Here is an 18,008-nt window from a genome sequence, read left to right as displayed (position 1 = left end):
ATTTCCGTAGTCATTCGGCGAGGATGACCGGTTCCTGCGGCCCTTTCAGGCGCACCGGCGGCACACGGCGCGACTGCCACAGCGACACCACCGCGACCACCGCCGCCACTGCGAGGCCGATGTGAATCGCGGCGACGAGCGCCTCGCGCGCGGCTTCGAGCAGCATCGCCCCGCTATGGCCAGCCGCCGTCAGTTGCGAGAGCAACGCCTGCTGTCCTTCGCGGTTGATGAGAATCTGCGGATCGGAGAGATCGCCGACCCAGCGCATCGCGTGATCCTTTTCGAGCGCGAGACTCACGCCGCTCGCGTACAGATGGCTCACGAGCGTACCGGTGAGCGCGGTGCCAATCATCCCGCCGATCATGCGCAGCGATTGCAACAGCGCCGTCGCGATACCCAGATGCGCGCGCCCTGCGGTCTGCTGCGCGAACACGGTGAGATTCGGCATCACGAAGCCGAGACCGAGGCCACCGAGCAGCATGATCACGAGCAGCAGCGAGCGCGGCATGTTGTGCGTGGCGACGACGATGCCCAGACACGAGACGGCGAGCAACGCGAAGCCGACATACAGCATCAGATTGGCGTTCTTCAGGCGCGTGACGATGCGCCCGTTTACGATACTGCCGATCGTGATGAACACGACGAGCGGCGTGATCATCATGCCTGCGTCTTTCGGCGACATGCCGAAGCCGCCCTGAAACAGCAACGGCGCGTAAAACAGCAACGAAAACATGGTGAAGCCGCCGAGAATGGCGAGCGTGAAGAGCGCGGCGAGCGCCTTGTTGCGGAACATGTCGACGGGCAGAATCGCGTAGTCGCAGCGCATTTCCCATTTCCACAGCGCGACGCCGGCGGCGACGCTCAGCGCGAGCAACGCGGCGGTCTCGGCGCCGAGACCATGCTTCGGCAGCATTTCGACGAACAATTGCAATGCGCCGAGCGCCACCGCGATGAGCGCGGCGCCGGGCCAGTCGAGGCGCATTTTGCCTTCATGCGCGACGTGGCGCAGATGCGGCAGAAAACGCCATACGAAATAAAGCGAGACGATGCCCACCGGCAGGTTCACATAGAACACCGAGCGCCAGCCGTAATATTGCGTGAGAAAACCGCCGAGCGACGGCCCGACCGCGTTCGCGATGCCGAACGCCGAGCTCATCAGCACTTGCCAGCGCAGGCGCACGACGTTGTCCGGAAAGAGATCGGCGATGCACGCGAACGCAGTGCCGACGAGCATACCGCCGCCGATGCCTTGCAACCCGCGCGCCAGCACGAGGAACATCATGCTGTTGGCGAGTCCGCAGAGCACCGAGGCGACGGTAAACACGACGATTGACGCGATCACGAACGGCTTGCGTCCGTAGTAGTCGCCGAGCCGGCCGAAAATCGGCACGGTGATGACGGAAGTCAGAAGATACGACGTGGCGACCCACGCGTAGAGATCGAAGCCTTTAAGCTCGGCGACGATCGTCGGCAGCGCGGTGCCCACCACCGTTTGGTCGAGCGCGACGAGCATCGTGACGAACGAGACGCCCAGCATCGCCATGAGGGATTCGCGGAAAGGCAGGACCTGTCCGCTGGAATGGTGCGCGGCTGTGTGAACGGCCATTTTTTGTAGACGCAATGATTGACTAGTCAATTGAAATGGAATCATAGCACGGCGCCGCGCTCTAATTTGCGTGGCAACTCACCATTTACCGGACAGAAGACATCGCATGGAACCGACGCCGATCATCACCTCGCCGCTCACAACCGAAGATTTTGCGGCGCTCACACGCGCGAAGGAAGCGCTGGAAAGCCCGTCGCTGACGATGAAGCTGGCGAGCGTCGTCGGGGCGCCCATCGAAAAACTGATGGGCCGCTTGCCTGCCGCCGCGCAAGAGAAGGTCGACGACGCGACGCAACTGGCGCTGAGAAAGTGCCTCCAGCTCGCATTGCGCACGCTCGGCAAGAGCGCGCCGTCCAGTTCGCTGCTCGCGCCGCCTCCCGACAAACCGCACAATCTGATGCACAAGCTGGCCGTCGCGACGACCGGCGCGGCAGGCGGCGCTTTCGGACTGTTCGCATTGCCTGTCGAATTGCCGGTGACAACCACGCTGATGTTCCGCTCGATTTGCGATATCGCGCGTAGCGAGGGCGAGGACGTGCATCGCGTCGAAACCCAGCTGCAATGCATGATGGTGCTCGGCATGGGCGGCACGAAAGCCAGCGACGACAACGCCGATCTCGGCTATTTCATTGTGCGCGGCGCGCTCGCGCAGTCCGTGTCGCGCGCGACGAACGAGATCGCGGCGAAGGGACTCGGCAGTCATGGATCGACGGCGTTGCTCAAGTTTTTGCAGACGATCGCATCGAGGTTTTCGGTGCAGGTCAGCGAGCAAGTGGCCGCGAAGTCCATTCCGGCGATCGGCGCAGTGCTCGGCGCGATGGTCAACACGGTGTTCATCGACCACTTCCAGCAGATGGCGCATGGCCACTTCACCGTGCGCAGGCTCGAGCGGCGCTATGGCGCGCCGGCCGTCGAACGTGCCTATCAGACGATCGAGGTCATGGGCGGCAGATGAGTCCGGGGCGCGGAGGTCGCGGCGTCGATAAACGCGGCGGCGCGCGCGAGCGCGTCGCTTGCTTCGGGCATGAACGGCGCCCAGATCTGGAAGATGTGCGGAACGTTGCGCCAGATCTCCAGTTCGACGCGCACGCCGGCCGCGCGCGCTTTGGTCGCGACGCGAGTCGAATCGTCGAGCAACAGTTCGGTGTCGCCGACCTGAATCAGCAGCGGCGGCATGCTTTCGAACTGGCCGAATACCGGCGAGGCGTAAGGATGTCGCGCGTCGGCTGCGCCGAGATACTGCGCGGCCACGCGAGGAAAGATGGCCGCGTGATACATCGGATCGCGGCCGTCGTTGGTTCGCATCGACGAGCCGCTGCAGGTCAGATCCGTCCACGGCGAAAACAGCACCGCAGCCGCGGGAAGCGGATCTCCCGCGTCGCGCAGCGCGAGGAGCGTCGCGAGCGCGAGGCCGCCGCCGGCCGAGTCCCCTGCAATCGCGATCCATTGTGCCGGAATGCCGTCTCCGAGCAAGCGACGGTATGCGGCAACGCTATCGTCGAGCGCTGCGGGAAAGCGATGTTCCGGCGCAAGGCGGTAATCGAGCGAGAAGACGCGCGCATTTGCCTGCGTGGCCAACCCGAACGTAATCGCCCGATGACTGCGCGGCGAGCAGAAGTAATAGCCTCCACCGTGCAGATAGAGAATGGTTGCACGTGGATTGGTCGGCGGTGTGAGCCATTCGCCGCTCGGGTCGCGCGTATCGAGCCGCCAGCCTTTCGGCACGCGCGGCGACCAGATTCGACGCGAGGCGTAGCTTCGCGCCAACTCGACGTCGAGTTCGGGCTTCGCGCTGTGCGGGCGCATGCGCGTGCGTACGGCCCAGCAAGCCAGGGTGCTCTGCCAGCTCATCGTTGATTGATCCGGCCGGTGCGTTTCAATTCGCCGGCATCACCTGACCGCGGATCTCGCCAGTCGGATTTTCCTGCGTGTGGATGTTGAAGTACCACTGCCCGGTCATCAGGTCGTTTACTTGTTGTTCCGATAGCGTCGCCTGTCCTTTCATGGGACTCGCGAGGGCTTTCTTGTCGATGGGCACTTGCACTTTCGCGTTCTGACCGACCGGCGCGGGGCCGTGGAAATGAGCCATCGTCACGGGGCCCGATAACTCCGCGTAGGTTGCGGTCCAGGTGAATACTTTGGTGTCGGTATCGAACGTCGCGTCCACTGTGCCGTGACCTTTGCTCACGCGCGGCGGGACTTCACTCGAGGGCTGGAGATTGGCTTTCAGGGCGACGGTGTCCGCACGAGCCGCGCCTGACGCGAGAATGGCGAACATCAGAACGGTCGTCCAGCGTACATGTGGTCTGCATGTCGAGGTCATGGCTCTTCTCCTGTTTGGCGGACAGCGCGTTTTCGATGCGATGACCACATCGCCATGGTAGAGCATCCGAATGCGGGATGCGCTTCGCCTCAGTGGCAACAGGCAAACATGCGAAAAGGGCGCCTTGCGGCGCCCTTTTCTAACTAGCTAAAGCTCGGTATTGCTCCGATGGCTTTAGAAGCGGTGACGGATACCCGTCGAGAGAACGACTTGACGGCTGCTCGTCGAAGTCGGAACGCCATTGATGCCGGCAGCCGGATACACGCCTTCGTCACCGCCGCTGGCGATCTGCACTACGCCTTCAGCATAGATGTCAGTGCGCTTGGACAACGCGTAGTCCGTCTGCAGGCCGAACTGGTGCGCATGGACCGCGGCGTCGCTCAAGAAGCTGTCGCGGTAGCGGCTGTACGTGTACGCAGCGCCCAGCGACAATGCCGGGGTGAGCGCGTAACGACCGTTGACTTCGTAGTTGTTGGTGATAACCGAACCGTCGGACGAGTTACGATCCAGACGGGTCTGCGTCCACAACGCGCCGAACGTCGCAGCGCCAATCGAATAGCTCGCGCCCGCGCCGAACGTGCGCTGACGAACGTCGGTGGCGACTTGGTTGTCGTCGTTGTTCAGGAACACGAAGTCCGTAATCGCACCCCGAGCATTGCCGCCGACACCGTTCCCTTGCATGTATGCGAGGCCGAGCTTCAGACCAGCGTTCGCGTAGCCCGCGCCGATGCTGTATGCACGGTTCGCTGCGAAGTTACCCACGTTCGAAAAGCCATACAGGCCGCTGAACGAGAAGCCGGCGTAGTTCGCGCTTTGGAACTTGATCGAGTTGTTCTCGCGGAAGTCGTCGCCGTTCAGGTTATCCAGATTGCCCGGGTGCGCGAAGTACGTACCGCCCCACGTGCCAGTCGCGCTAAGCGGGCCGAGGTAGTCGGTCACGGAGTCGGTCTGGCGACCCAGCGTTACCGTACCTGCATTGGTCGACAGGCCGACGAAAGCCTGACGGCCGAAGCCGCTGCCGCCAATCGAGGTGCCGTTGGTCACGTCGAAGCCGTTCTCCAACGTGAAGATCGCCTTCATGCCGCCGCCCAGATCTTCGGTGCCGCGCAGGCCCCAACGGCTCATCTGCACGTTGCCGCCCTTCATTTGGAACGAGCTGCCCTTGATGCTATCGGAGCCATCCGTAGCCGGCACGTTATTCACGTACGTGAAGCCTGCGTCGATCAAACCATACAGCGTGACGCTGCTTTGCGCGTTCGCAGCGCCTGCGAACGATGCGGCCAGAGCTGCGATGGCCGTGACGATCAAATTCTTTTTCATGCGAGTTCCTTTGCTGAGTCGTGAGACTCGATGGGTTGCTTCAGGCCGAACGCCTGTCGAGCTTGGATTGCCTCTTTGCTCGTTTAGCTCAGCACCGATATTCGGCACGACAAAGTTTATTGCCCGGTCTTTTTGAGAAACGGCCAAACGAAACACAAAAGCCTTTTCGAATAATTCGAAAAATGTAATTTCGATATGGATAAATACTTACGGCGCCTGAACTTACAGATCGCATCACACGGTCGTCGCCGGTGCGTTGTGAGGGTTTAGTTGCACACATACGACAGTGGTTACATTGAGACACCTGATCGAGATCAGAAGCCTCCGATTTCCGAACATCCCTTTGCGCTATAACATCGCGCACGCGAGGCTGCGCTCCAACCGCTTGCCTCCTTCGCATACTCGAAGCGTCTAAAAGCGTTTCTCAAATCGCTCGCCCAATGAATCAACTTCAAGCGATGCGCGTCTTTCTTAAGGTGTCGGAAACAGAGTCATTCGGCCGCGCCGCTGCCGCGCTCGATCTCTCCAACGCCGTGATAACGCGCTACGTCTCACTGCTCGAAGCGCATCTCAACACGCGCTTGCTGAACCGAACCACGCGCAGCGTCTCTCTCACGGAGGCTGGGCGCGCTTATGCCGAAGGCTGCCGTGTGGTGATCGATCAGATCGAGACGATCGAGGCATCGGTGGGAACCAGCTCCGTCGATCCCTCGGGCACGCTCAAGCTGGTGGCATCGGCATCTTTTTCATTGCTCGGGCTCACGCCGATGCTGCGCGGATTCATGGAGCGATATTCGAATGTGAAGCTCCGTGTGACGCTGTTGCATCGTCCGGTCGATCTCGTCGCGGAAGGCTTCGACGTCGGCATCGTCGTGCCGCATCTCGTCAACAGCGGCATGCTGATCAACCGCCCGCTGGTGAAAGTGGCGGCCGTGCTCGTCGCATCGCCGGCCTATCTTTCGCGGCGCCGTGCGCCCGACCGTCCGGCGTTGCTGGCGGCACACGCGTTTCTCGCGCCAACCGCGGATATTCATGGATCGACGTGGTCCTTTGTCGGACCTTCGGGCGTGGAGGAAAGCGTCGCCCTCGATCCGGCATACACCGTGAACAGCTCGCACATGTTGCGGCAAGCGGCGCTTTCAGGAATGGGAATCGCGGTGCTGCCGGAGAGCTATGTGGCGCAGGACATCGAAACGGGTTCGCTCGTGCGCCTGCTGCCGGGCTATTCGCTCAAGGATGCGGACAAGGAAGTGTCGATTGTCTACCCGGGACGCCGACACGTGCCGGCCAAGACGCGCACATTCGTGGACTTCGCGCTGGCCCACTTCCGCGACCGCGAACCGGTCGATGCGAGTCCCGAGACATTTCTGGATTAAGAAGTAGGCGGACGCGGCGCCGTTGCGCCACGTCGCCCCATCAGGCAAGTGCGGCACCTTTCGCCTGGATGCGCTCGACGAGTTGTTCGCATCGCGCGATCAAGGCAAAGCCTTCGCGCCGGCGTGCGTCGCGGGTCTTCACATGCAGATCCCGACGAAAATCCTTCAGCGCACCAAGCAGCGGCCGATACTGCAAAACGCTGGCCGCCCCGACGACACGATGATGCCAATCCCGTAGATCGTCCACCGTGCCGCGATCGAGCAACTGCCGAAGCGTCACGAGATCCTCGCGGAACGACGATACGAACGCGTCCAGCAATGCCTTCACGGTCGTTTCACTCCCCCATAGCTGAGCCATCGCGCTCAGGTCGAGATCATCGTCGTCGCGCGCCGGCACGTCGGTAGCTTGCGGTGAATGCGCGCCGGTCTCGGGCGCGGCAGCCTCGGTCACCCACCAGCGGTTCAGATGTTCGCGCAACGTCGCGAGCCGGGTCGGCTTGACGAGCCGGTCATCCATGCCCGCGTCGCGGCACCGCTGCAGTTCGTCGGGCGCGGTGCTCGCCGTTATGCCGAGAATCGGCAGGCGACGCGTCGTGCCGGCTTCATCGGCCCGGATCCGACGCGCCAGTTCGTACCCCGTCATGTTCGGCATGTGGCAGTCCGTGATCAGAAAGCCATAGCGCGTATCCGCCAGCGCGGCGTACGCCTCGGCACCATCGTGCACGACATCGCAGGCGAAACCGAGCAGCGAGAGCTGATGACGGATCAGTTCCTGGTTCACCGGATGATCCTCGGCCACGAGCACGAGTTTGCCGCTGCGCAGTGCGTCTTCCCGGTCCGGCGCCGCCATCTTTGCTTCGTGGCGGAGCGTGAGTCCCGATGCGATCTGCGTCATGCCTGTCAATGCTGCGACGCAAGCCGCGCCAAGCCCGTGCCATGAAATCGGATTGACGCTCACGCGGATGTCATCTTCGAGAATCCGGTATCCGGTGGGCTTTGGCTTTTCGGTCATGTGAATCACGCGCGAACCGAGCGGAAGCGCGAGCGTGTGCGTATCGCTCAGAAAGACGATCTCGATGTCGTCGAGCGACCCCGGCTGCGACCGCGCGAGTTCGTTGGGCGTGTAGCGCTGCAACGCGAGACCGAGCGCCTCGCCATAGTGCATGAGCGCTGCCGCTACTCGGTCGTCGTCGATCGCGACGATGCCCCGCTTTCCGCGCAACCCGTCGATCTGATATCGCAACGTTTCGATGGGCATTGCGAGACGAACGGTCATCGCCGTTCCGACGCCGATCGCGCTTTCGAGACTCATCGCGCCGCCCATCAATTCGACGAGACGATTGCAGATCGTCAGCCCGAGCCCGGTGCCGCCGAAGCGGCGCGTCGTGGAAGTCTCCGCTTGCACGAACGGCTCGAACAGGCTTTGCTGAGCCTCCGCGGCAATCCCGATGCCGGTGTCCTTCACACATAGTTCGATCACCTGTTCCGATGCGCCCTGCTCGATCGCGCGTACGTGGAGCGCGACATCGCCCTTGATCGTGAACTTGATCGCGTTACTCATCAGGTTGAAGAGAACCTGCCTCAGGCGCACGCTTCGCCCCTTACCGTCGCAGCCACTTCCGGCGCCACGTCGACACGCACGCGAAGACCCTTTTCGTGCGCCCTTCCGGCGAGCAGGCCGACCGCACTATCGACGAGTTCGCGCAAATCGATCGGAGTCGACTCGATCGTCAACCGGTTGGCCTCGATCTTCGAATAGTCGAGGAGATCGTCCAGGATCTGCAGGAGCGCACTCGCGGAATCCTGAATCATGCCGAGCATCTGCGACTGATCGGAATTCATCGGCGTGTTCTGGAGCACTTCGACGAGCCCCAAAACGCCGTTCATCGGCGTGCGGATCTCGTGACTCATCATCGCCAGGAAGTCGTCCTTCGCGCGCGACGCGGCTTCGGCGATATCCCGTGCTCGGGCGAGTTCGTCCGCGCGGGCGCGCTCCACGCTGGCATCGGCCCAATAGCCGCTCCAGACCACGGCCCCGTCGTCCTCACGCTGCGCGACGAGGTCGGCGCGAATCCAGCGGGTAACGCCTTCCACCGTTGAGCGAAACTCGGTATGCAGCGGCTCGAGTGTGCGCGCCGACGCTTCGATTTCTTCGAGCAGACGCGCGCTGTCGTCGGCGTGAATGCGCGTCAACGCGTGAATCGGATCGTCAGCCAGTGCGACGACGTCCAGTGCGAGCAACTGCCGGGTATCGCCGTCGATATAGGGAAGGCTGTATGTGCCGTCGCTTGCGCGCCGCAACTGGAACACGACTGCCGGCAGCGATCGCGTCACGTCGCGAAGCCGCCGCTCGGTTTGCCGCGCGCGGGTTTCGGCGTCGCGGATATCGGTGATGTCGATCATCGTGCCGACGACGCCCGCTCGCTCCCCGTTCAATGCCGTGAATGCGCCGGTCCAGAAAAGGCCGCACCGCGGGTGATTCTGATTGTCGAGGAACTCAGCTTCGACTTCCTGTCGCTGACCGGTGGCCAGCGTCGTACCTGTCAGTTCATTCAGCACGCGGCTATGCGCTTCACCCCACGCCGTCACCTCGAGGCTCGTGCGCCCGATAATGTCTTCGCGCTGCACCCCGAGCACTTCCTCGAAGGCGCGATTCACCATGATGTAGCGGTTCTGCATGTCCTTCGCGACGAGCGGGTACGGAACCACCTCCATCATGGTTTGCTGAAAACTGAGTTGCGTCCCGAGACGCTGCTCCGTTTCGATGCGCCGGTTCATTTCCTGTTGCAGTCGAATGAAGGCGCGCAGCGTGACTAACAGCACAGCGGCAATGCCGATGAGCGCCGGCAGCAGACGCAACGCCGTGACGTTCCAGCCGGCGGATGCAGCCGTCTGCGGGCCTCCGGATTGCGACGCCCCCGATTGCGCGAATGCGCGCCCGATGAGCAGATCGAGCGGATGCAACTCGGAGTGCATGGCGTAGTTAAGCCTTTCCGGCGGGCTCGGCGCGACGATCATGTCGATCTCGCCCCGCTGAAAGGCCGACGCGGCCCTTGCCCAATCGCTGAAGTGCTTCGGTTGGAACGTGACGCCGAGCGATTTCTCGATGTCTTCCAGTGCGACTTCTGGCCGCTGGAGCGACTCATCGGCAGAGTCGCCCGTTGCCTCGATCAATCCGACGGCGACGGGCTTCAACGTGCGCAGATAACTGCGCTCGGGTTCGTCGAGATTCAGCGTGGCTGCTGCGCTCTTCGGTTCGGCCCGGACGCCAACTGTTGGCTGTGAGGCCCTCGTGTGAACATGCGCCTCGGCTGCCTGGCTGGATAGCGGGACAGTCACGCTGATCAGGGCGAGTAGAAGCAGACAACGTGCGAACAGGAATCTCAATTCGAACCCCTCGGATACGAGGCCGACGCGTGCAACGAAAGCTGCGTGGCCGGCCGGGCAAGCCCACGATGTCAGTCCGCCGCTTTTGACGGACGAATGCCAACGCGCTTCATGCTTGCCTGTCGAAGCAAATGAGTTGAGTCTGATCCGCAATGCATCGGAATCGAATAAGAACCGTCCCAATTTGCTTTAGAATCGGGCGTTGCTGACGGCCACGCCGACTCAGATCAATCCGACCTGCTGCAGATATGCAACCATTTCCTCTTCGCTTTCGAGGCCCAGCTTGCGCATGCCGCTTCGCTTCTGCGTCGCGATTGTCTTGCGGCTTCGCCCGAAGTGATCCGCGATTTCGTGAATGAGAAGGCCGCGTGCATAGAGCTGAAATACTTCCCACTCTCGCCGGCTCAATACGCCTGCGCGCGCCGGCGATGTCGCCGGCAGATGACTCACCGCCGCCTCCACGCGCGGCGAAAGGAAGCAGCCGCCCGCCTCAGCCACCGATATCGCGTCGCGCAAGTATTCGAGTCCGTCGCGCTTGTCGATCAGGCCATCCACGCCGAGTTGAACCAGGCCCGCCAGCATTCGCGTCTGTGAAATCATCGTCAGGACGATGACCTTCGGGCGTCGTTCCTGCCACGCCAAACGCCGAAGAAAAGCGATCGAACTGCTTTCGCCGTCGATACCGCGCATGCCGATATCCGAGAAAACGAAGTCGCACGGCGTCGTATCGACCGCCTCCGCAAGCTCCAGCGTGTCCCGCGCGGTGGCGACCACTCGTATCGCGCCGTCTTGCTCCAGGAAGCTTTGGATTCCTTTGATGACAACCGGATGGTCGTCCGCAACAATCGCTCGTTTCAGCGTTTTTGTTGTCATTGTTTGTGCGTTCTGTTGAAGTTGTCCGGCGCGCCACAGTCGTCGACCGACTGAGCGCTGTCTCCTTGCCGGCCTTTACTGCTAACCGCCCCCGCGCTGCCCAGTCCGCCTTAGATCAAGCCGCTATCTGCGATGAATCGATACAAATCAGCGTCGGTCGACAGATCGAGCTTTCGCATGGCCGCACACTTCTGCGCGCTGATTGTCTTCACACTACGGTCGAGTTCCTTCGCGATCTCGGTGACGTTCGCGCCGCGGGCATAGCGCTCGATCACATCCAGCTCACGACTCGTGAGTCTCTGACGAATGAAGCGTGCATGACTTTCAGAGTCCGCGAGTGCCAGCATTCGGCGAATGCCTGGTCCGAGGTAGGTCTCATTGGCGATGGCCGAAACAATGGCCACGTAGATCAGGTCGAGCCGGTCCTCCTTGCTCAGGAACGCATGCGCCCCTGCCTCCAGTGCTTGTTTCACGATCGAGGCGTCGTCGTTGCGTGACAGGACGACGATGCGAACTTCGGGATACCGGTTCGCTATATGCTGAATCAGCTCGATGCCGTCACCGTAGCGCCCGCCCGGCATGAAGAAGTCGATGATCGCTACGTCGCATTCGCCGCGAGCCAGCGACTCTTCGAGCTGTGTCGAATTCGTGCTACGACTCACCACTTCCACACTGGGAAAATTCCCGGCAAAACGCTCGACTGCAAGGATGACGAGAGGATGGTCATCCGCTATCGCCAGTCTTATCCGTTTAGCGTGCGAGAACACTTGGCTCCCGTTCCCGAACTCCATTGACTCCAACCCCTTATCGAACTGCGGACCCGATTCTGAATCCGGAAATGAAACATAAGCATCGGATACCGAATTATTTAGATACATAAGACGCATCTGAAATGAAAAACGCACAACAAAATTCATCCGAGTCCGCGCGCGCGAACGAATGCGAACAATCCGGGATCGTTTCGTACGCCGAGCTTATTCATCGCGTCGCGCTTCTGGCGACTGATGGTGCGGACGTCGCGCTCGAGCTCTCTCGCGATCTCTGTAATTGAATGACCTTTGGCAAACAGGCGGACGACTTCGATCTCTCTCGGCGAAAGGCGCGGCTCCTCGGCCGAAAAGTCCGTCTCCGTGCCCGCCTCCGCGAGCGCGGCGAGAAACGACGCGCTCACGAAGCGACGTCCGACGCTCGCATGCCGCACGGCCGTCCCAACGAGTTCGATCGGCTCGGCCTTGCTGACGAGGCTCATCGCGCCGGCGTTCAAGATGGAGCGCAGAATCGCGACATTGCTGACGCTAGTGAGCACGACGATGCTGACGTTTTCGAAATCCTGACGCACTTTGCGGATGAGACGAAGGCCGTCATTCGCATCTCCACCCGGCTCGGGCATGGCGAAGTCCGTGACCAAAACGTCGCATGACTTGACGGCAAGCTCGGCCAGCAAAGTGCTCGCGTTATTTGCCTCGCCGACGACCTCAATTCCACGGTCTGCGGCAAAGAGCGCTTTCATCCCAAGGAGTACGAAAGGATGATCGTCAGCCAATATTATTCGAAGCTTCAAGAGGCCCCCATTGAAGTTGCTGGTCTTGGTGAGTTTGCTTGGGTCGACCTGCTCAGCGGATTAATCCGAGACGGTAATCGATAGGCGCGCTTTTACCCGAATCTGTGCTCGACAAAATCGATGATCAAATACGGTGAAAATGCCTAAATCAATGACATCAAGCAAAATTATGTTCTTTATTCTCTTGAACAATTACTTCAAAAATAGGACGCGAATAAATCACAGGCCATAGGAGAAGTCCGATTAGACATCGCCGCTCGCCCCACGCATATCGAGAGATTAATATGTCCGGCGAGAAAAGGGGGAGCGCACGCGATAATTCGGAAAGCGCCTTGCCGGAGCGAAAAAATGGGCCTCGGGCTAATTCAGCCGGAGGCCCATCCTTTCGATGCGCAAATCGTTTCCTGTTCGTCAGAACGGGATATCGTCGTCCATGTCGTCGAAGCCGCCGCCCGCCGGCGCGCTCGGGCGGCTCGAACCGGCGCCTGCGCCTCCCGCTCCGCCACCGCTCGGGCGTCCGCTCGCAGGCGCGCGCCCGCCGCCGGAACGCTCCATCGGCGCGCTTCGGCTGTAGCTGCCTTCATCGCCGCCGCCAACCGCGCCGCCGCGGCCGCCGAGCATCTGCATCTGGTCCGCGACGATTTCCGTCGAATAGCGCTCCTGGCCCGATTGGTCGGTCCATTTGCGCGTGCGGATACGGCCTTCGATATACACCGACGAGCCCTTCTTCAGATATTCGTTCACGATCTCCGCGAGCCGGCCGAAGAACGCCACGCGATGCCACTCCGTGAGTTCCTTGAATTCGCCGGAGCTCTTGTCCTTGTAGCGGTCCGTCGTCGCGAGACGGATGTTGGCCACGGCGTCGCCGCTCGGGAGGTAGCGGGTTTCCGGGTCCGCGCCCAGATTGCCCACGAGAATGACCTTGTTGACTGATGCCATGATTTCTCCGGTAGATTCCTTGCTAACTGTCAGCCGAATGCTGGGATTGGAACGATCCGGTCTTCAGACGTGGATTCGCCCATACCAGCCGGCTTTGATTCGATGGTTCAACTATCTGTCAGGCCACGCGCTCGGCCCTGCGCGGCGGCGGTTTCATCCATGCTGCGACAACGAGCCATGCGAGCACCAGCCCCGAACAGGCGAAGAAGACCGCACTCGGCCCGTCGAGCTTGAGCAGCCAGCCGCCGATCACCCCGCCAAGCGCAAGGCCGATCGACTGTGTCGTGTTGTACACGCCCGCCGCCGCGCCCTTTCTCGTGCCCGGTGCGAGCTTCGACACCAGAGACGGCTGCGACGCCTCGAGCACGTTGAAGCCGAGAAAGTACACGAACAGAATGGCGGCCACGGACCACAGCGTATGGGGAGCGGCGCCCAATAACAACTGGCCGATCAGGATAAGCCCGATCGCGCCCAGCATGACGCTCTTCATTCTTCCACGTTTCTCTGCGGCGATGATCGCCGGAACCATCATCACGAAAGCGAGCGCCATCACAGGGAGGTAAATCTTCCAGTGCGACGCGACCGGCAGCCCGCCTTCCTCCAGAATGCGCGGCACGACGAGAAAGAGCGCCGTCTGGGTGGCGTGCAGCACGAGCACACCGAAGTTCAAACGCAGCAGCTCGACGTTGTGCAGGACTTCCGCGAACGGCGCCTTGACGTGGACTGGATGCGCCGGCGGATCCGGCACGATCCAGAACACGACGCCGATCGCGAGGATCGACAGCACGCCGATCACCGTAAACAGTCCGCTCATGCCGACCCAGTGGAAAACGATCGGCGCGCCGACGATCGCCACCGCGAACGACACGCCGATACTGCCGCCGACCATCGCCATCGCCTTGGTGCGGTTTTCCTCGTGAGTCAGATCGGCGATGAACGCGATCACCGCCGACGACACCGCGCCCATCCCCTGAATCACGCGCCCGGCGATGATCCACGCCATCGAATGCCCGATGGCCGCGACGAAGCTCCCGAGCGCGAACACGAGCAAGCCGAACGCGATGACCGGCTTGCGCCCGAACTTGTCAGAAATCCAGCCGTAGAAGATATAGAGCATCGACTGCGTGACGCCGTAGGCGCCCAGCGCGATGCCGACGAGCAGCACGTTGTCGCCGCCGGGGATGGTTTTCGCGTAGACGGAAAACACCGGCATGATCATGAACAGACCGAGCATGCGCAGTGCGAAGATGGCGGCGAGCGACACGGTCGCGCGCAGCTCCGGCGCGGAGAGACGTGTAGACGTGGCAGACGGATTGGACATCAGAAACGGGAAAAGGATGAGGGTCGCGTCGGGCCTGGCCTGCGGCGCAGGCAGGCGCGGTCGCCTTGTTCTTGCTCGTAACGGCACTATATGGAACGAATCGCCTGGGCGTACGGCTCGTTGCGCCAGCGCTCGCTCCGCACATGGCCTGCAAGTCCCCGCGCCGGCCGATTGACGTGCATCCGGCCCTCGGGCCCGGGAGCTGCGCCCTTCAAAAGTCGTTATAGTAGCAGGTTTGGTTCCCTCTCTTTCCGCCCGGCAATGGCTGTATGGCCCGTCCGGGCCGATGAAAGCGCCGCTGAAATCATCCGAAAGCATCCGAAAAAACGCCGGAACGAACTCGTGGAAGAAATTCGCATTCGTGGGGCTCGTACCCACAATCTGAAGAACGTCAATCTCGACTTGCCGCGCCACAAGCTGATCGTGATCACGGGTCTGTCCGGGTCGGGCAAGTCGTCGCTCGCGTTCGACACCCTTTATGCGGAAGGCCAGCGCCGTTACGTGGAAAGCCTCTCGGCGTATGCGCGGCAATTTTTGCAGTTGATGGAAAAGCCGGACGTCGATTTGATCGAAGGTTTGTCGCCTGCCATTTCCATCGAGCAAAAGGCCACGTCGCACAATCCTCGCTCCACCGTCGGCACCGTGACGGAAATCCACGACTATCTGCGTCTTTTGTACGCGCGCGTCGGTACGCCGTATTGCCCGGATCATCTGATTCCGCTGGAGGCGCAAAGCGTCTCGCAAATGGTCGATGCCGCGCTCGCCCTGCCTGAAGAAACCAAGCTGATGATCCTCGCGCCGGTGGTGGCGGATCGCAAGGGCGAGCATGTCGAACTGTTCGAGGAAATGCAGGCGCAGGGTTTCATCCGTTTTCGCATCCGCTCGGGCGGCGGCACGGCAAACGAGGGCGTCGCGAAAATCTACGAAGTCGATTCCCTGCCGAAGCTCAAGAAGAACGACAAGCACACGATCGACGTCGTGATCGACCGCCTGAAAGTGCGCCCGGACATGAAGCAGCGCCTCGCGGAATCGTTCGAGACCGCGCTGCGTCTCGCCGATGGCCGCGCGATCGCGCTCGAAATGGACACGGACAAGGAAAAGCTCTTCAGCTCGAAGTTCGCGTGCCCGATTTGCTCGTACTCGCTGCCGGAACTGGAGCCGCGTCTTTTCTCGTTCAATAATCCGATGGGCGCGTGCCCCGAGTGCGACGGGCTCGGCCAGATCACGTTCTTCGATCCGAAGCGTGTGGTCGCGCATCCGTCGCTGTCGCTCGCGGCGGGGGCGGTGAAGGGCTGGGACCGGCGCAACCAGTTCTACTTTCAGATGCTGCAGAGTCTCGCGGCATTCTATGAATTCGAGATCGACGCGCCATTCGAAGACTTGCCCGAGAAAGTGCGCAAGATCCTCTTGTACGGCTCGGGCAAACAGGCAATTCCCTTTTCGTACATCAATGAGCGCGGGCGCGCGTCGGTTCGCGAGCATGCGTTCGAAGGCATCATCCCGAATCTGGAGCGACGCTATCGCGAGACGGATTCTGCCGCCGTGCGCGAGGAACTCGCGAAATACCAGAACAATCAGCCCTGCCCGGCTTGCGAAGGCACGCGCCTGCGGCGCGAAGCGCGCTTCGTCAAAGTCGGCGCCAATGACCAGGCGCGCGGCATCTACGAAATCAGCGGCTGGCCGCTGCGCGATGCGCTCGGCTATTTCCAGACGCTGCGCCTAGAGGGCGCGAAGGGCGAGATCGCCGACAAAGTGATCAAGGAAATCGTCGCGCGGCTCTCGTTTCTGAACAACGTCGGGCTGGATTATCTGTCGCTGGAACGCAGCGCCGAAACGCTTTCCGGCGGCGAGGCGCAGCGCATCCGGCTCGCGTCGCAGATCGGCTCCGGGCTCACCGGCGTGATGTACGTGCTCGACGAGCCTTCCATCGGCCTGCATCAGCGCGACAACGACCGGCTCATCAGCACGCTCAAGCATCTGCGGGATATCGGCAACTCGGTGATCGTGGTCGAGCACGACGAGGACATGATCCGCATGGCGGATTACGTCGTCGATATGGGACCGGGCGCGGGCGAACATGGCGGCGTGATCGTCGCGCAGGGCACGCCGGTTCAGGTGCAGAAAGACGCGAACTCGATCACCGGGCAGTATCTGTCCGGTAAGCGCACCATCGGCTATCCCGCCGAGCGCACCAAACCGGACGATCGCATGCTGCGCATCGTCGAGGCGCACGGGAACAATCTGAAGCGCGTGACGCTCGATCTGCCTGTCGGACTTTTGACCTGCGTGACGGGCGTCTCCGGCTCGGGCAAGTCGACGCTCATCAACGACACGCTGCAGCACGCGGTCGCGCAGCATCTGTACGGCTCGGCGACGGAGCCCGCGCCGTACGAGTCGATCGAAGGTCTCGAGCATTTCGACAAGGTGATCGCCGTCGATCAGTCGCCGATCGGCCGCACGCCCCGCTCGAATCCGGCCACCTACACGGGGCTCTTCACGCCCATCCGTGAACTCTTCGCCGGCGTGCCGGCAGCCAAGGAGCGCGGGTACGATCCGGGCCGCTTCTCGTTCAACGTGAAGGGCGGGCGCTGCGAAGCCTGTCAGGGCGACGGCGTGCTGAAGGTGGAAATGCACTTTCTGCCGGACGTCTACGTGCCCTGCGACGTGTGCCACGGCAAGCGCTACAACCGCGAGACGCTGGAAGTCCAGTACAAGGGCAAGAACATCAGCGAAGTGCTGGATCTGACGGTCGAGGCGGCGCACGAGTTCTTCAAGGCGGTGCCGGTGGTCGCGCGCAAGCTGAGAACGCTGCTCGATGTCGGTCTCGGCTATATCCGGCTCGGCCAGTCCGCGACGACGCTGTCGGGCGGCGAAGCCCAGCGCGTCAAGCTTTCGCTGGAACTGAGCAAGCGCGATACCGGTCGGACGCTATATATCCTCGATGAGCCGACGACCGGATTGCACTTCCACGATATCGCGTTGCTGCTCGAAGTGATCCATCGGCTGCGAGATCAGGGCAACACGGTCGTCATCATCGAGCATAATCTCGACGTGATCAAAACCGCTGACTGGGTGATCGACCTCGGTCCGGAAGGCGGCGCGGGCGGCGGGCAGATCATCGCTCAGGGGACGCCGGAACAGGTCGCGAAATCGAAGTCGAGTTTTACCGGCAGATATCTGGCACCCTTGCTGCAACGGGCCAAATCGGCGGCCTGAACCACGGGCCGGGCCTCGCGGCCGGGCGCGCCAGCCGGGACCGCTGGAATGCGCCGCGCGCGCCGCGGCAAGAATAACCGTCTTAC

Annotated in this window: 14 protein-coding genes; 3 read left to right on the top strand and 11 right to left on the bottom strand. The window is 61.8% G+C overall.

From position 1 onward, the window contains the following. Positions 1-10: 10 nt before the first annotated feature. Positions 11-1,606: an MFS transporter gene (locus NCR38_RS01550; protein ID WP_061117856.1), complete on the bottom strand. Its 1,596-nt coding sequence runs from the start codon at positions 1,604-1,606 to the stop codon at positions 11-13. A gap of 106 nt (positions 1,607-1,712) precedes the next feature. Between NCR38_RS01550 and NCR38_RS01545 the strand changes: the two genes are divergently transcribed. Then, complete coding sequence (locus tag NCR38_RS01545; RefSeq protein ID WP_061117857.1) at positions 1,713-2,561, top strand: EcsC family protein; 849 nt, start codon at positions 1,713-1,715, stop codon at positions 2,559-2,561. On the opposite strand, the gene NCR38_RS01540 is transcribed toward NCR38_RS01545, so the two are convergent. The 3 genes from NCR38_RS01540 to NCR38_RS01530 all read right to left on the bottom strand — a co-directional run bounded on the left by NCR38_RS01540 (position 2,531) and on the right by NCR38_RS01530 (position 5,249). Then, complete coding sequence (locus NCR38_RS01540; RefSeq protein ID WP_250476261.1) at positions 2,531-3,457, bottom strand: alpha/beta hydrolase; 927 nt, start codon at positions 3,455-3,457, stop codon at positions 2,531-2,533. The genes NCR38_RS01545 and NCR38_RS01540 overlap by 31 nt on opposite strands. Before the next feature lie 25 nt (positions 3,458-3,482). Next, the gene (locus NCR38_RS01535; protein WP_409219250.1) at positions 3,483-3,884 is read right to left on the bottom strand and encodes a CHRD domain-containing protein; all 402 of its coding nucleotides are present in this window, start codon (positions 3,882-3,884) and stop codon (positions 3,483-3,485) included. 219 nt (positions 3,885-4,103) lie between these two features. Further along, on the bottom strand, positions 4,104-5,249 hold the full coding sequence (locus NCR38_RS01530) for a porin (protein ID WP_250476347.1): 1,146 nt from the start codon (positions 5,247-5,249) through the stop codon (positions 4,104-4,106). Positions 5,250-5,689: 440 nt separating this feature from the next. Between NCR38_RS01530 and NCR38_RS01525 the strand changes: the two genes are divergently transcribed. Continuing rightward, positions 5,690-6,625 carry a LysR family transcriptional regulator gene (locus tag NCR38_RS01525; protein WP_250476259.1) on the top strand — a complete coding sequence of 312 codons (936 nt, stop codon included), beginning with the start codon at positions 5,690-5,692 and terminating at the stop codon, positions 6,623-6,625. 40 nt (positions 6,626-6,665) lie between these two features. Here the strand turns inward: NCR38_RS01525 and NCR38_RS01520 are convergent, their stop codons facing one another. The 7 genes from NCR38_RS01520 to NCR38_RS01490 all read right to left on the bottom strand — a co-directional run bounded on the left by NCR38_RS01520 (position 6,666) and on the right by NCR38_RS01490 (position 14,706). Then, complete coding sequence (locus NCR38_RS01520; protein ID WP_250476258.1) at positions 6,666-8,216, bottom strand: ATP-binding protein; 1,551 nt, start codon at positions 8,214-8,216, stop codon at positions 6,666-6,668. Then, entirely contained in the window at positions 8,207-9,964 is a 1,758-nt protein-coding gene (locus tag NCR38_RS34310) for a histidine kinase dimerization/phospho-acceptor domain-containing protein (protein WP_250476257.1), read from the bottom strand. The genes NCR38_RS01520 and NCR38_RS34310 overlap by 10 nt, the downstream gene beginning before the upstream one ends. A 270-nt stretch (positions 9,965-10,234) precedes the next feature. Further along, complete coding sequence (locus tag NCR38_RS01510) at positions 10,235-10,885, bottom strand: response regulator transcription factor (RefSeq protein WP_250476256.1); 651 nt, start codon at positions 10,883-10,885, stop codon at positions 10,235-10,237. 110 nt (positions 10,886-10,995) lie between these two features. Continuing rightward, positions 10,996-11,802, bottom strand: a complete 807-nt coding sequence (locus NCR38_RS01505) for a response regulator transcription factor (RefSeq protein ID WP_250476255.1) — start codon at positions 11,800-11,802, stop codon at positions 10,996-10,998. Then, the gene (locus NCR38_RS01500) at positions 11,799-12,428 is read right to left on the bottom strand and encodes a response regulator transcription factor (protein WP_284502105.1); all 630 of its coding nucleotides are present in this window, start codon (positions 12,426-12,428) and stop codon (positions 11,799-11,801) included. Before NCR38_RS01500 ends, NCR38_RS01505 begins: the two co-directional genes overlap by 4 nt. A 429-nt stretch (positions 12,429-12,857) precedes the next feature. Continuing rightward, the gene (locus NCR38_RS01495) at positions 12,858-13,385 is read right to left on the bottom strand and encodes a single-stranded DNA-binding protein (RefSeq protein WP_250476253.1); all 528 of its coding nucleotides are present in this window, start codon (positions 13,383-13,385) and stop codon (positions 12,858-12,860) included. 118 nt (positions 13,386-13,503) lie between these two features. After that, complete coding sequence (locus NCR38_RS01490; protein WP_250476252.1) at positions 13,504-14,706, bottom strand: MFS transporter; 1,203 nt, start codon at positions 14,704-14,706, stop codon at positions 13,504-13,506. Between the two features lie 342 nt (positions 14,707-15,048). Here NCR38_RS01490 and uvrA point away from each other — a divergent pair, with 342 nt between their 5' ends. Further along, the gene (gene uvrA, locus NCR38_RS01485; RefSeq protein ID WP_250476251.1) at positions 15,049-17,922 is read left to right on the top strand and encodes an excinuclease ABC subunit UvrA; all 2,874 of its coding nucleotides are present in this window, start codon (positions 15,049-15,051) and stop codon (positions 17,920-17,922) included. The last annotated feature ends 86 nt before the right edge of the window (positions 17,923-18,008 follow it).

Origin of the sequence: Caballeronia sp. INML1, assembly GCF_023631085.1 — a bacterium.
GTDB lineage: Bacteria > Pseudomonadota > Gammaproteobacteria > Burkholderiales > Burkholderiaceae > Caballeronia > Caballeronia turbans.
The sequence above is the reverse complement of the archived record's forward strand: the minus strand, read 5'-3'. Positions and strand labels throughout refer to the sequence as shown.